Genomic DNA, 13,386 nt, shown 5'->3' with positions numbered 1-13,386 from the left:
CCACTCCCCACACCCACTTGCCATACCCAAATTCTCATCCTAATCTCCCTCTGAGAAAACCTTTTCCCAAACCCCGCCGCAACCGCCGATGTCCACCTCGACAGGTAACGAGCCGTAAGAGAAAACCTTTTCCCAATCCGAGACTTATTCCCGACCAATGCCCTCCGACACGTCGCCAGCACCCGCCAAACAACCCATCACCCTGCGTGAAGTGGCGGCGATGGCTGGCGTCAGTGTGGCCACCGCGTCGAAGGCGCTGAACGGGCAGGGGCGGATGACGGCCGAGACGCGGCAGCGCATTCGCGAGACGGCGCAGCGGCTGGGCTTTCGTCCCAACAGCCTGGCGCAGAGCCTGCTGCGGCGCCGCTCCTTTACCGTCGGCCTGTTGACCAACGATACCTATGGCCGCTTTTCGCTGCCGGTCATGTCGGGCATTTCGGACGCGCTGGTCGATGCCGGCGTGTCGGTGTTCATGTGCAATGTCGAGGACGATCCGCGGCTGGCGCAGCTGCATGTCGAGGCGATGCTGGACAAGCGCATCGACGGCATAATCGCCAGCGGCAAGCGCATCGACCGCCATTTGCCGGTCGACCTCGCCAATCTCGGCGTGCCCGTCATCTACGCCTTCAGCCAGCCCGATCCCGATGCCATCGCCTTCGTCTCCGACGATGCCGGCGGCGCGCGGCTGGCGGTCGAGCATTTTTGCCGCCTCGGGCGGCGGCGCATCGCCCATGTCAGCGGTCCCGAAAGTTTTGCCGTGGTGAATGAGCGGGCACAGGCTTTTCGCGATGTGCTGGCCGCGCACGGCCTGCCGGTGACCGAGCCCTTGCTCGGCTCGTGGTCGGAAGCCTGGGGGCATGAAGCCGTCGGAAAGCTGTTCGACGGCCCAACGCTCTTCAACAACAAGGGGGAGAAACCCGACGCCGTGTTCTGCGGCAACGACCAGATCGCGCGCGGCGTGATCGATGCGCTGCGCGAGCGCGGCTTAGGCGTGCCTGGCGATGTCGGCGTCATCGGCTTCGACAATTGGGAGATCGTGGCCGAGGCGACCCGCCCGCCGCTGACCTCGGTCGACATGAACCTGGCAGCGCTCGGCCGCGAGGCCGGCCTCACACTGCTTTCGCTCGTCGGCGGCCAACCCGCCGCGCCGGGCATTCGAAAACTGCCGTGCCGGCTGGTGGTGCGTCAGTCATGCGGCCGTCCATTGGGCGGCTAGGAGAACGCGCGGCGCGATCTGCGCCGCAACAGGGAGGAGAACAGAACCATGAGGAGGAAAACCATGAAAACCGTGATTACCGGGTTCGCGCTCGCCGCGAGCATCATTGCCTTGCCTGCAATGGCCGCCGACACCGCCAACATCTGGGTTCGCGCCGACGGCTCGAACTTCATGCCGCGCATCGTCGATGCCTTCAACAAGGGCCATGAGAACCAGGTCAAGCTGGACATCATTCCCAATGCCGAGATCATCCCGAAATATGGCGCCGCCGCCGCCGGCGGCACGGCGCCCGACGCGCTGTCGCTCGACCTGATCTACACGCCGTCCTTTGCCGCCGCCGGCCAGCTCGAAGACATCACCGACTGGGCGAAATCGCTGCCCTATTTCGCCAGCCTGTCGCCGGCGCATGTCAAGACCGGCACCTACAAGGACCACATTTACGGGCTGCCGTTCTCGGCCGACGCCTCGGTGCTGATCTGGAACAAGAAGCTGTTCAAGCAGGCGGGGCTCGATCCCGACAAGGGGCCGGCCAACTGGGCCGAGATCGAGGCCGATGCCGAAAAGGTCAACGCGCTCGGCGGCGACATCAAGGGCTTCTACTTCTCCGGCAATTGCGGCGGCTGCAACATCTTCACCTTCACGCCGCTGATCTGGGCCTCGGGCGGCGACATCCTCTCCGAGGACGGCTCGAAGGCGACGCTGGACAGCCCGCAGCTGCGCGGCGCCATCGACCTCTACCGCTCGATGGTCAAGAAGGATCTGGTGCCGGCCGGCGCGCAGACCGACACCGGCGCCAACTTCTTTGCCGCCTTCGCCACCGGCAATATCGGCATTTCGCCGTCCGGCGCCTTCGCCATCGGCGCGCTCAACACGCAGTATCCGGATATCGACTATGGCGTCACCTTCCTGCCGGGCAAGGACAGCGGCTGGTCTTCGTTTGCCGGCGGCGACAATTTCGTCGTCACCAAGGGCACCAAGAAGCTCGCTGTGGTGAAGGAGTTTCTCGACTTCGCCTATTCGCTCGAAGGCCAGACCATCCTGGCCAAATACGGCAGCCTGCCGGTGCGCGGCGACATCGCCAAGGAGGCGCTGAAAGATCTCGATCCGCGCTACCAGATCGCCGCCGAAGCCATGGCCAAGGGCCGCACGCCCTATTCCGTGGTGTTCAACGACCTGATCAACTCGGCCAACGGTCCGTGGACGCAGATGATCAACGAGGTCGTCTTCGGCGACGACGTCGATGGCGCCATCGCCAATGCGCAGGAGACCATGCAGTCGATCATCGACCAGGCGCAGAAATAAGGACTGGCCGGCGGCGAGGGCGCATGACGCCCCTGCCGTCGCAGGTCCTGATCCGGCCGCCCGATCCGTCTCCCTGGACGGGCGGCCGGCGCTCCTTACCCTCCCACTTGTGGGGAGGGTCGCTGCGCAGCAGCGGGGTGGGGAGGTGTGTCCCACCGCCCTACGAGATCCAACGGAAGAGCAGCATGACCCCTGGCATTCTCAATCATCGCACCGACGCCCTACCTCTCCCTTGTGGGGAGGTCGGACCGCAGGTTCGGGTGGGGGGCCGGCGCCGCACCCCCACCCCGCTGCTGCGCAGCGACCCTCCCCACAAGGGGGAGGGTAAATGACCGCCATCACCACCACCCCGCCACGCGCCAGAAAACTCGTCGGCGCCGGCCGCCGGCAGTGGATCGGCCTGCTCTATGTCGCGCCGGCAGTGGCACTGGTCGTCGTCTTCTTCATCATCCCGCTCGGCATGACCGCGTGGATGTCGCTGCACAACTGGCCGCTGATGGGCGAGCATTTTTATATCGGCTTCGACAATTACCGGGCGATCCTGCGCGATAACCGTTTTTGGAACGCGCTGAGCTTCACCGCCTACTACACCGTGATCGTCACCATCGTGATCTTCGCCGTCGCCTTTCCGCTGGCGCTGTTCATCGAAAAGCCCAGGCGGCTGACCGGCTTTTACCGGACATCCTTCTTCATGCCGGCGGTCGTCGGCTTCGCCTCGGCCAGCCTGCTGTGGTCGTGGCTGCTCAATGTCGATTCCGGCCTGTTCAGCCCGGCCGCCTACGATTTCGGCCTGACCGCGAAAAAGTTCAACCTGTTGGCGACGTTCCAGCCGGCCTTCTGGTCGATCATCGCCATGGTCGTGTGGAAGGTGGCGGGCTTCACCATGATCATCCTGATGACCGGCCTGCAGTCGATCCCGACCGATCTGCAGGAAGCGGCGATGATCGACGGGGCAGGGCCGTTCGCGCGCTTTCGCGCCATCACCCTGCCGCTGATGCGCCGCACGCTGGCGCTGGCGCTGATCCTGTCGATCGCCGGCTCGATCCTCGCCTTCGACCAGTTCTACATCATCCTGCGCGGCGGCCCGCGCAACCAGACGCTGACCGCCGTGTACTGGATTTTCAACCAGTCCTTCGTCTCGTTCAAGCTCGGCTATGGTGCGGCGCTGTCGATGATCCTGCTGGCCATACTGGTGGCGCTCAGCCTGGTTCAGCTCTGGCTGCTGCGCAAGCCGGAGGGCATCGACTGATGGCGCAGGCAAGAAGCCGCAGCAGCCGCCTCTGGCTCAGGATCGCCGAGCATTCGACCGGCATGATCGCCTCAGTGCTGTTCATCGCGCCGATCGTCTGGGCCGTGCTGTCGACCTTCAAGCCGGCCCAGGAGGCGCGCCAGCCGCCGCTGCCGCCATGGCCGACGACCGGCTTCTCGGTCGAGAACTACCGCACGCTCGACACCTTTGGCGACGGCCTCTGGCTGCCGGCGCAAAACAGCCTCTATGTCGCCTCGATGACGGTGATCCTGTCGGTGATCGTCAGCGTGCTCGCCGGCTACGGCTTTTCGCGCTTCCGCTTTCCGATGAAGGATGTGCTCTTCATCGTCATCCTGTCGACGATCATGATCCCGTTCCAGTCGATCCTGACGCCGATCTTCCTGGTGCTGACCAAGGTCGGCCTGCACAACACGCTGACCGGGCTGGTCCTGGTCTACGTCACGCTGCAACTGCCGTTCTCGATCTTCATGATGCGCAACGCCTTCGACGCGGTGCCGCGCGAGATCGAGGAGGCCGCGCGCATGGATGGCGCCAACAACGTCACCATGCTGTTGAAGGTGATGCTGCCGCTGGTCTGGCCGGGCATCGTCACCATCGCGCTGTTCGCCTTCCTCGGCGCCTGGAACGAATTCCTGGCCGCACTCGTGCTGATGACCGACCAGTCCAAATTCACGCTGCCGATCATGATGACCGCACTTCAGTCGGGCCGCTTCGGCGCCATCGACTGGGGCGCGGTGCAGGCGGGCGTCACCGTGATGATGGTGCCGTGCCTGGTGCTCTTCCTGTTGCTGCAGCGCTTCTACATCCGCGGCCTGATGGCCGGCGCGGTGAAATGACCCGCCGTGAAATGACCAATATCCAACGGAGTGACACGATGACCGTTCAACCATCCGCCAAGCCCGGCAAACTCGCCTTCCGCCCACTGCCGGTGCCGCAGGTCGATGTCCGCGGCTTCTGGGGCGACCGTGTCGATGCCGTGGCGTCGCGCACCGCCGACATCCTCTACGAGCGCTGCGTCGAGGCGCGCATGCTGGAGCAGATCGACCCGGACCGGCCCTCGCCGGGCGTCGTCATTCCGTTCCATTCGCCGTCGCCCGACGAGGCGGCCAGCCCCGGCTTCACCGGCTCGACGGTGACGACGCAGATGTTCTGGGACTCCGATTGGGGCAAGACCATCGAGACCGCGGCCTATTCGCTCTACCGGCGCAAGAATGCGGCACTCGAGACGAAGATCGATGCCGTCATCGACCTCTACGGCAGACTGCAGCAGGAAGACGGTTATCTCTCCAGCTGGTACCAGCGCATCCAGCCCGGCAAGCGCTGGACCAATCTGCGCGATTGCCACGAGCTCTATTGCGCCGGCCATCTGATCGAAGGCGCGGTCGCCTACTACCAGGCCACCGGCAAGCGCAAGCTGCTGGATATCATGTGCCGCTACGTCGACCATATCGCCGACACCTTCGGTCCGGAGCCGGGCAAGAAGAAGGGCTATTGCGGCCATGAGGAGATCGAGCTGGCGCTGGTCAAGCTGGCGCGGGCGACCGGCGAGCAGAAATACATGGACCTGGCCAGGTATTTCATCGACCAGCGCGGGCAGCAGCCGCATTATTTCGACGAGGAGGCGCGTGCGCGCGGCGCCGACCCGAAGGCCTATCATTTCAAGACTTATGAGTACAACCAGTCGCACAAGCCGGTGCGCGAGCAGGACAAGGTCGTCGGCCATGCGGTCAGGGCGATGTACCTCTATTCCGGCATGGCCGACATCGCCACCGAATATGGCGACGATACGCTCAGGGTAGCGCTCGACCGGCTCTGGAACGATCTCACCACCAAAAACCTCTATATCACCGGCGGCCTCGGGCCATCGGCGCACAATGAGGGCTTTACCAGCGACTACGATCTGCCCAACGAAACCGCCTATGCCGAGACCTGCGCCTCGGTCGGCCTCGTGTTCTGGGCCAGCCGCATGCTCGGCATGGGTCCCAACGCCCGCTACGCCGACATGATGGAGCGGGCACTCTACAACGGCTCGATCTCCGGCCTGTCGCTCGACGGCTCGCTGTTCTTCTACGAGAACCCGTTGGAGAGCCGGGGCAGGCACAATCGCTGGAAATGGCATCGCTGCCCCTGTTGCCCGCCCAATATCGGCCGCATGGTCGCCTCCATCGGCAGCTATTTCTACAGCCTGTCGGACGACGCGCTGGCCGTTCATCTCTACGGCGACAGCACCGCGCGCTTCGACATATCGAACCGGGCGGTCAGTCTGATTCAGACCAGCAATTATCCCTGGGATGGCGCGGTCTCGATCCGGATCGAAGCCGACGCTCCGGCGGAATTCACCTTGCACCTGCGCGTCCCGTCCTGGTGCGGCAAGGCGGCGCTCAAGATCAACGGCGCCGCGGTCGATCTGGACGGCATCACCAGCGACGGCTATGCCGCGATCCGGCGCGAGTGGCGCCAGGGCGACCGGGTCGAACTCGATCTCGAAATGTCGATCGCCCGTCTGTTCGCCAATCCGGAGGTGCGTCAGGACATCGGCCGCGTCGCACTTGCGCGCGGTCCGCTGATCTATTGCGTCGAGGAGACCGACAATGCCGGCCAGTTGCATCGGATCGCTCTGCCGCGAACGGCAAAAATCGAGGCGCATGCCGAGCCGAACCTGCTCGGCGGCATCGTCACGCTTTCGGCACTTGCCAGCAAGGAAGCTCAGGAAAACTGGGAAACCGGGCTCTATCGCACCGATCCGCCGGCGGTGAGCGAAACGAAAATCACCGCCGTCCCGTACTTTGCCTGGGACAACCGTGAACCCGGTGAGATGCTGGTCTGGCTGCGGGACGGATGAGTTACAGGCTGACAAACGCCGTCAGCGGCAAATGATCCGACGCAACCCGCGACAGCGGCGTATCATGAGCTTCCACCGACGAGACCATGCCGTGCCGGTTGGCCATGATCCGGTCGAGCGCCAGTACCGGCAGGCCTGAGGGGAAAGTCGGCACCGCCGCCGGCGTGAAACCAAAGGTGGCGTGCAGCGTCTTGAGCGCCGAGCGGTTGCCCAGCCGCCATTCGTTGAGGTCGCCGAGCAGCAAGGTCGGCCTTTCATCCTGGTTGCTCATGATGTCGAGCACGACGCGGGCCTGCTCCGAGCGCGAGCGGCGCAACAGGCCGAGATGCGCGGCGATGACGCGCAGAGTGCGCGTTTCGTCGAGGTCGATCTCGGCAACCAGCGCGCCGCGGGGCTCCAGTCCCGGAAGCTTGATCTGATGGACGTCGCGCACCGTGCCGCGCTTGAACAAAAGCACGTTGCCACGCCAGCCATGGCCCTTGCCGCTTCCGGAAACCGGCACCGGCACCAGCCCGGTTTCGTGTTCGATCCGGGCAAGATCGAGCAGCCCGGCGCGGTCGCCGAATCGGTTGTCGGCTTCCTGCAGCGCGATGACGTCGGGGCCGATCTCGCGGATGACGCGGGCGGTCCGTTCGGGGTCGAACCTGCGGTCGGTGCCGATGCATTTGTGGACGTTGTAGGAGGCGACCACCATCTGGGCCCCTTCAATGTGCTTGCGCGGCGTCGCGTTCGCCTTGCGCGCTTTCCTGCCGCGGATCGACAGGAGCACGGTTTCAGGAAGGCTGCGTCCGTTTATATCCATAGGCCTGCGTTCAATCTGTCCTGATTCTAAAGATAGGGCGATCCCAGCCATAACAACCGGTCAAAAACCCGGATGACAAATGGCCGCGCTCTTAGGGTTGCGAGTGTGACGGGTTTGGCGGAAGCGATTGCCGCTCCGATGCGCCCCTCGATCTCGGCGGCAAAGCCGGTATCCAGCACCTCCAGGTCGATTTCGAAATTCAGCCGCAGCGACCGGGCGTCGAGGTTGGAGGAGCCGACATAGGCCCACACGCCATCGACCGACAACAGCTTCGAATGGTCGAACGACCCTTCATGGCGCCAGACGCGGCAATAGTGCTTCAGCACCTGGTCGTATTGCGCCGTCATGGCGCGGCCGACCAGGAAGAGATTGTTGACCGCGGGCACGACGATGTCGATCTCGACGCCGCGCCGGGCAGCCGTGACCAGCGCGCTGACAAATTCCCGGTCCGGCAGGAAATAGGGCGACATGATGCGGATCGATTTGCGGGCGACGGAAAATGCGCCCATCAGCAGCTTGTGGTTGGTTTCGATGCTGGCATCCGGCCCCGACGCCACCGCCCGCACCAGGATCGGCTGACCGGGAGGCGGCGAGGGCTTTGCCACGTGCCAGACCTCGTCCTTGAGCGCCTCGTTGCCGGCAAAACGCCAGTCCTCGGCGGCAACCGCGAACAGGTCGGCCACGACCGGCCCCGTGACCTGGAAATGCGTATCCGCCGAGCTGGCAGTGCCAGCGAATTCAGCCGAGAACCCCTTGCGGATGTTCATGCCTCCGGTGAATGCCACCGCGCCGTCGACGATCAGGATTTTCCTGTGCGTCCTCAAATTCGCATAGGGAAGTCTCAGGCCCATGACGATGTTGCCGTTGAACAGATCGACGGTGACGCCGGCTTCCCGGAGTGTCCCAAGAATGCTGGGCACGGAATAGCGCACGCCCACCGCATCGATCAGCACGCGAACCGTCACACCGCGCCGGACCGCTCCGGCCAGCGATCCGACAAAACGTCGTCCGATCTCGTCATTGTCGAAGATGTAGGTCTCGAGCAGAATGCTGCGCTGTGCACTGTCTATCGCCCGGCACATTGCTGCGTAAGCTTCGTCGCCGGTCCTGAGGATCGTGATCGCGTTTGCCGACGTCAGTGCGCGCCGCGCCACCCTGTCGCCTAGCGTCTTCAGGCCGGCAAAGCGCTGGCCGAATTCGGCTGAAATGAGTGCTTCGAGCGCAATGTCGTGGTCGTGTTTGGCTGTCTCGGCTTCACCGGCGACGGGCCGCATGGCGCTGATCGTGGCGCGGCGGATGCGGTTGATGCCGGCAATGGCATAGATGATCGCGCCAAGGAACGGCGACAAGATCATCACGCCGACCCAGCCGGTGGCGGCGCGCACGTCTTCCTTGGTCATGATTGCGTGGACGATGCCGATGGCGGCCATCAGCATCGGAATGATCACAAGGATCAGAGGCCAGTAGGTCACAAAGGTCTGCCACATCGGCAGGACTATCGAGCCAGCGGCCGCAGAAGGCAATGCAACGGATCAACCAGGACGGAAGCGCTCGCGCGTCAGTCCTTCGCCCGCTCCACATAAGCACCGTCAGCCGTCATCACCACCACGCGGGTGCCCGGCGCGATGTGCGGCGGCACCAGCGTGCGCACGCCGTTGGAAAGCACGGCCGGCTTGTATGACGAGGACGCCGTCTGGCCTTTGGTCGTCGGCTCCGTCTCGACCACTTCGAAAGTAGCGCGCTGCGGCAGCACCAGGGCTATGGCGATGCCGTTGAACTGCGAGATCTGCACCGCCATGCCTTCGAGCAGGTAGGGCGCCATGTCGCCGACCACGCTTTCCGGCACCGCGACCTGGTCGTAGCTTTCCGGGTTCATGAAGTGATACCCCTCGGCGTCGGCGTAGAGGAAGGTGTGCTCGCGCTCCTCGACATAGGCGCGCTCGACCTGCTCGGTGGTGCGGTAGCGCTCCGAAACCTTCACCCCGTCGGAGATGCGGCGCATGTCGAGCTGGGTGACCGGCGTACCCTTGCCAGGGTGGATGTTTTCGGCAAAGAGGATCACGTAAAGCTTGCCGTCCTTGTCGACGACATTGCCTTTACGGAGCGAACTGGCGATGACCTTCACCACGGTTTTCAATCCTAGACTTCGTTGGCCTGAAACGATCGTTCGGCGCAAATCGGCTGCGAGAGCCGTCGCCGTAGCGCATCTTGGCCCGAACCGCCAGCCCTGTCAGCAATTCCGTTGCCCGGCAAACCCATGACTGACGCTTCGCCCTGGTGGACGCCGGATGTTCACGCCGACCGCCGGCCGCGGCTGATGGCCCGCAACGCCATAGCTGCCGCAATGCGCGGCTGGTTTGGCGAGCGCGACTTCATCGAGGTCGAGACGGCGGCATTGCAGATTTCGCCCGGCAACGAGGCGCATCTCTCAGCCTTCGCCACCGAGGCGATCGGCGCCGACGGCGCGCGCCGGCCGCTTTATCTCCACACCTCGCCGGAGTTCGCCTGCAAGAAGCTGCTTGCCGCCGGCGAGCGGCGGATCTTCAGCCTGGGCGCCGTCTGGCGCAACCGCGAGCGCGGCCCCTTGCACCATCCCGAATTCACCATGCTGGAATGGTATCGGGTCGGCGAAACCTATGACAGCCTGATGGCCGATTGCGCCGAACTGCTGAAGCTGGCAGCCGAGCGGGCCGGCGCCAAAACCTTCCGCTTTCGCGGCCGCGAGGCCGATCCGTTCGCCGAACCGGAACGCGTGAGCGTGGCGGAAGCTTTTGCGCGTTACGCCGGCATCGATCTTCTTGCCACCGTTTCTGCCGATGGCGGCACAGACCGCGCCGCACTTCATGATGCTCTGGTCAAGGCCGGCCTGCGCACGGCCGACGATGACAACTGGGCCGATTTGTTCAGCCGCGTGATGGTGGAAAAGGTCGAACCGATGCTGGGGCAGGGGCGGGCCACAATCCTCTATGGCTATCCGATCTCCGAGGCCGCCTTGGCCCGGCCGAGCGCGGAGGACCAGCGCGTGGCCGAGCGCTTCGAGCTCTATTGCTGCGGCGTCGAGCTCGCCAATGCTTTTGGCGAACTGACCGATCCGGCCGAGCAGCGCCGGCGCTTTGCCGCCGAGATGGACGAGAAGGAGCGCGTCTATGGCGAGCGCTATCCGCTGGATGAGGATTTTCTCGCCGCCCTCGCCATCATGCCGCAAGCCAGCGGCTCGGCGCTTGGCTTCGACCGGCTGGTGATGCTGGCAACGGGCGCGACGAGGATCGATGACGTGATCTGGACGCCGGTCGCCACTCCTTGACGGAAATCGGCCTCGGTTAAACTCACAAACCGGTCAAGCCGCGCGTCTGTGGCGCCGCCGCGGATGGCTTTGCGGGCCGCTTGGGCGCTATGCCGCAGCGGGACAATTGCCCGTGCGCCATTGCACAAGCCGCATTGGGACAATAGATGGTGCAGCAGCCGCTACCGCCCGGCGCGGCTTCAGCCAGGACCACGCGCATGACCGATACATCAGAGGCAGCGAAATTGACCGACCGCGTCGCGGCACTGGTCGAGGCTGCCAAGCGGGCCGGCGCCGACGCCGCCGACGCGGTTGCCGTGCGCGGCCGCTCGATCGGCGTGTCGGTGCGGCTGGGAAAGGTCGAGAACACCGAAGCGTCCGAGGGCGACGATGTCTCGCTGCGCGTCTTCGTCGGCAACCGGGTGGCGAGCGTCTCGGCGACGGCGGCATCGGACCCCAAGGCGCTGGCTGAACGCGCCGTGGCCATGGCCAAAGTCTCGCCCGAGGACCCCTATCAGGGTCTCGCCGATCCGGCTTTGCTGGTCGGCAAGGTGCGCGACCTCGATCTGTTCGACGCCACCGAGGTTTCGGCCGATCAGTTGAAGGAAGCGGCCCTTGCCGCCGAGGAAGCGGCCCTTGCAGTCAAGGGCGTCACCAATTCGGCCGGCAGCGGCGCCAGCGCCGGTCTTGGCGGGCTGGTGCTGGCCACGTCGAACGGCTTCGTCGGCCACTATGTCGCATCGCGCTTTTCGCGTTCGGCCAGCGTTATTGCGGGCGAAGGCACCGGCATGGAGCGCGACTACGAATACTCCTCGAACCAGCATTTTTCCGATCTCGACGCGCCGGAGCTGATCGGCCGCAAGGCCGGCGAGCGCGCCGTGCGCCGCCTCGGCGCCCGCAAGGCGGCGACCGGTCCGGTCAACGTTGTGTTCGACCCGCGCGTCGCGCGCGGCATTGCCGGCCATCTCGCCGGCGCCATCAACGGCGCTTCGGTGGCGCGCAAGACCAGTTTCTTGCGCGAGATGATGGGCAAGCAGGTTGCGTCGGCTGCCATCACCGTCACCGACGAGCCGCTACGGCGTCGCGGCCAGGCCTCGCGCCCGTTCGACGGCGAAGGCGTCGAGGGCGAAAAGCTGTTGATGGTCGAGAACGGCGTGCTGAAGCACTGGTTCCTGTCGACGTCCGCCGCGCGGGAATTGGGGCTGACCACCAACGGACGCGGCGCGCGCAGCGGCTCGTCGGTATCGCCGTCTTCGACCAATCTCGCCATCGAGCCGGGCGACAGGACGCCGGAAGACCTGATCAGGTCGCTGAAATCCGGCTTTTATGTCACCGAAGTGTTCGGCCAGGGCGTCGACATGGTGACCGGCGAATACAGCCGTGGCGCATCCGGCTTCTGGATCGACAATGGTGAGCTTGCCTATCCGGTGGCCGAGGTGACCATCGCCTCCAATTTGAAGACGATGTTCCTCAACATGGTGCCGGCGAGCGATCTTGACCGCGATTTCGGCACCGCCGCACCGACGCTGCTGATCGAAGGAATGACCCTTGCCGGAGCGTAACCCGGTCATATCGGCCGGGGCCTCGGACGACCTCGATCTGCTGCGCGACGCCGCCCGCGAGGCGGGCGCGATCGCCATGCGCTATTTCGGCAAGAACCCGCAAGTGTGGATGAAGGGCGGCACCTCGCCGGTCAGCGAAGCCGACAACGCGGCGGACGCCTATTTGCGCGAGACCCTGCTGGCGGCGCGGCCGGACTATGGCTGGCTATCAGAGGAAACGACTGACGATCCGGCGCGGCTTCTGGCGCGGCGCACCTTTGTCGTCGACCCCATAGACGGCACCCGCGGCTTCCTCGAAGGCCTGCGCTCGTGGTGCGTCAGCGTCGCGGTGGTCGAGAATGGCCGCACGCTCACCGGTGTGCTCGAATGTCCGGCCAAGGGCGAAACCTATTGGGCGCTGCCTGGCCATGGAGCTTTCCGCAACGGCAAGCCGATTGCCGTGCGCGGCCTGGGTAAGACGGTCGAGATCGGCGGGCTGAAGCAGTTGATCGACCTGATGCCGGCGCAATGGCAGGGCCGGGTGCGGCGGGCGGCGCACATTCCCTCTCTCGCCTACCGGCTGGCGATGGTCGCCAACGGCACGCTCGACGCAACCTTCGTCAAGCCAAACGCGCATGACTGGGATATCGCCGCCGCCGATCTCATCTTGCGCGAGGCTGGCGGCGCCGTGCTCGACGGCCATGGCCGCGCGCCGCTTTATGCCGGGGAGATCATCCGTCACGGCGCGCTGGTCGCCGGCAGCGGGCAGTTGCTGACCGTGCTTGCCGGCGTCATTGCCGATACGGAAGCGTGATCGAAGGTTCCAAAGTCGGCAGCTTTGGGCTAGACCTGTCGCAAACTCACAATATGTGAAGGACCGAAATGGCCGCGGAAGACGGAAAGAAACAGCTTTTGCACCTGGTGTTCGGCGGCGAGCTGAAGAAGCTGGGAGGCACCGAGTTCCGCGATCTCGACGCGCTCGACATCGTTGGCGTTTATCCGGACTATCAAACCGCGCACACCGCGTGGAAGGCCAAGGCGCAAGCCAGCGTGGACAATGCCCATATGCGCTATTTCGTCGTCCATCTGCACCGGCTGCTCGACCCTGAAAGCAAGGCCGCCGGTTGACA

Annotated in this window: 12 protein-coding genes; 9 read left to right on the top strand and 3 right to left on the bottom strand. The window is 64.7% G+C overall.

Annotation, left to right across the window (positions count from 1 at the left end):
• Nucleotides 1-157 precede the first annotated feature (157 nt).
• The 5 genes from NLY33_RS24070 (at nucleotide 158) to NLY33_RS24050 (ending at nucleotide 6,630) form a co-directional block, all read left to right on the top strand.
• Entirely contained in the window at nucleotides 158-1,216 is a 1,059-nt protein-coding gene (locus NLY33_RS24070) for a LacI family DNA-binding transcriptional regulator (RefSeq protein WP_023705751.1), read from the top strand.
• A gap of 63 nt (nucleotides 1,217-1,279) precedes the next feature.
• The gene (locus NLY33_RS24065; protein WP_023689585.1) at nucleotides 1,280-2,518 is read left to right on the top strand and encodes an ABC transporter substrate-binding protein; all 1,239 of its coding nucleotides are present in this window, start codon (nucleotides 1,280-1,282) and stop codon (nucleotides 2,516-2,518) included.
• 328 nt (nucleotides 2,519-2,846) lie between these two features.
• Nucleotides 2,847-3,767 (top strand): carbohydrate ABC transporter permease, encoded by a 921-nt coding sequence (locus NLY33_RS24060; RefSeq protein ID WP_023705752.1) that lies wholly within the window; start codon nucleotides 2,847-2,849, stop codon nucleotides 3,765-3,767.
• On the top strand, nucleotides 3,767-4,624 hold the full coding sequence (locus NLY33_RS24055; protein WP_023705753.1) for a carbohydrate ABC transporter permease: 858 nt from the start codon (nucleotides 3,767-3,769) through the stop codon (nucleotides 4,622-4,624). The genes NLY33_RS24060 and NLY33_RS24055 overlap by 1 nt, the downstream gene beginning before the upstream one ends.
• A gap of 38 nt (nucleotides 4,625-4,662) precedes the next feature.
• Entirely contained in the window at nucleotides 4,663-6,630 is a 1,968-nt protein-coding gene (locus tag NLY33_RS24050; protein ID WP_023705754.1) for a glycoside hydrolase family 127 protein, read from the top strand.
• A 1-nt stretch (nucleotide 6,631) separates the two neighbouring features.
• Here the strand turns inward: NLY33_RS24050 and NLY33_RS24045 are convergent, their stop codons facing one another.
• From NLY33_RS24045 to efp, 3 genes are all read right to left on the bottom strand, one after another.
• Nucleotides 6,632-7,432, bottom strand: a complete 801-nt coding sequence (locus NLY33_RS24045; RefSeq protein WP_023671569.1) for an endonuclease/exonuclease/phosphatase family protein — start codon at nucleotides 7,430-7,432, stop codon at nucleotides 6,632-6,634.
• 26 nt (nucleotides 7,433-7,458) lie between these two features.
• Complete coding sequence (locus tag NLY33_RS24040) at nucleotides 7,459-8,919, bottom strand: phospholipase D-like domain-containing protein (protein WP_023705755.1); 1,461 nt, start codon at nucleotides 8,917-8,919, stop codon at nucleotides 7,459-7,461.
• Nucleotides 8,920-8,990: 71 nt separating this feature from the next.
• Entirely contained in the window at nucleotides 8,991-9,560 is a 570-nt protein-coding gene (efp, locus tag NLY33_RS24035) for an elongation factor P (RefSeq protein ID WP_023682947.1), read from the bottom strand.
• A 129-nt stretch (nucleotides 9,561-9,689) separates the two neighbouring features.
• On the opposite strand from efp, the gene epmA reads away from it, so the two are divergent.
• The 4 genes from epmA (at nucleotide 9,690) to NLY33_RS24015 (ending at nucleotide 13,384) form a co-directional block, all read left to right on the top strand.
• The gene (epmA, locus tag NLY33_RS24030) at nucleotides 9,690-10,736 is read left to right on the top strand and encodes an EF-P lysine aminoacylase EpmA (RefSeq protein WP_023709711.1); all 1,047 of its coding nucleotides are present in this window, start codon (nucleotides 9,690-9,692) and stop codon (nucleotides 10,734-10,736) included.
• Nucleotides 10,737-10,933: 197 nt separating this feature from the next.
• On the top strand, nucleotides 10,934-12,277 hold the full coding sequence (locus NLY33_RS24025) for a TldD/PmbA family protein (RefSeq protein ID WP_023709712.1): 1,344 nt from the start codon (nucleotides 10,934-10,936) through the stop codon (nucleotides 12,275-12,277).
• On the top strand, nucleotides 12,264-13,070 hold the full coding sequence (locus NLY33_RS24020; RefSeq protein ID WP_023708505.1) for a 3'(2'),5'-bisphosphate nucleotidase CysQ: 807 nt from the start codon (nucleotides 12,264-12,266) through the stop codon (nucleotides 13,068-13,070). Before NLY33_RS24025 ends, NLY33_RS24020 begins: the two co-directional genes overlap by 14 nt.
• Nucleotides 13,071-13,138: 68 nt before the next feature.
• Nucleotides 13,139-13,384, top strand: a complete 246-nt coding sequence (locus NLY33_RS24015; RefSeq protein ID WP_023682943.1) for a DUF4170 domain-containing protein — start codon at nucleotides 13,139-13,141, stop codon at nucleotides 13,382-13,384.
• Nucleotides 13,385-13,386: the final 2 nt, after the last annotated feature.

This window comes from Mesorhizobium sp. C432A (assembly GCF_030323145.1).
In the GTDB taxonomy this organism is placed as follows: domain Bacteria; phylum Pseudomonadota; class Alphaproteobacteria; order Rhizobiales; family Rhizobiaceae; genus Mesorhizobium.
This window is presented reverse-complemented; position numbering and strand designations above follow the sequence as displayed.

Coding starts and splice junctions, on each gene's coding strand:
- NLY33_RS24070 (WP_023705751.1), top strand. CDS start 158: ATGCCCTCCGACACGTCGCCAGCACCCGCCAAACAACCCATCACCCTG.
- NLY33_RS24065 (WP_023689585.1), top strand. CDS start 1,280: ATGAAAACCGTGATTACCGGGTTCGCGCTCGCCGCGAGCATCATTGCC.
- NLY33_RS24060 (WP_023705752.1), top strand. CDS start 2,847: ATGACCGCCATCACCACCACCCCGCCACGCGCCAGAAAACTCGTCGGC.
- NLY33_RS24055 (WP_023705753.1), top strand. CDS start 3,767: ATGGCGCAGGCAAGAAGCCGCAGCAGCCGCCTCTGGCTCAGGATCGCC.
- NLY33_RS24050 (WP_023705754.1), top strand. CDS start 4,663: ATGACCGTTCAACCATCCGCCAAGCCCGGCAAACTCGCCTTCCGCCCA.
- NLY33_RS24045 (WP_023671569.1), bottom strand. CDS start 7,432: ATGGATATAAACGGACGCAGCCTTCCTGAAACCGTGCTCCTGTCGATC.
- NLY33_RS24040 (WP_023705755.1), bottom strand. CDS start 8,919: ATGTGGCAGACCTTTGTGACCTACTGGCCTCTGATCCTTGTGATCATT.
- epmA (WP_023709711.1), top strand. CDS start 9,690: ATGACTGACGCTTCGCCCTGGTGGACGCCGGATGTTCACGCCGACCGC.
- NLY33_RS24025 (WP_023709712.1), top strand. CDS start 10,934: ATGACCGATACATCAGAGGCAGCGAAATTGACCGACCGCGTCGCGGCA.
- NLY33_RS24015 (WP_023682943.1), top strand. CDS start 13,139: ATGGCCGCGGAAGACGGAAAGAAACAGCTTTTGCACCTGGTGTTCGGC.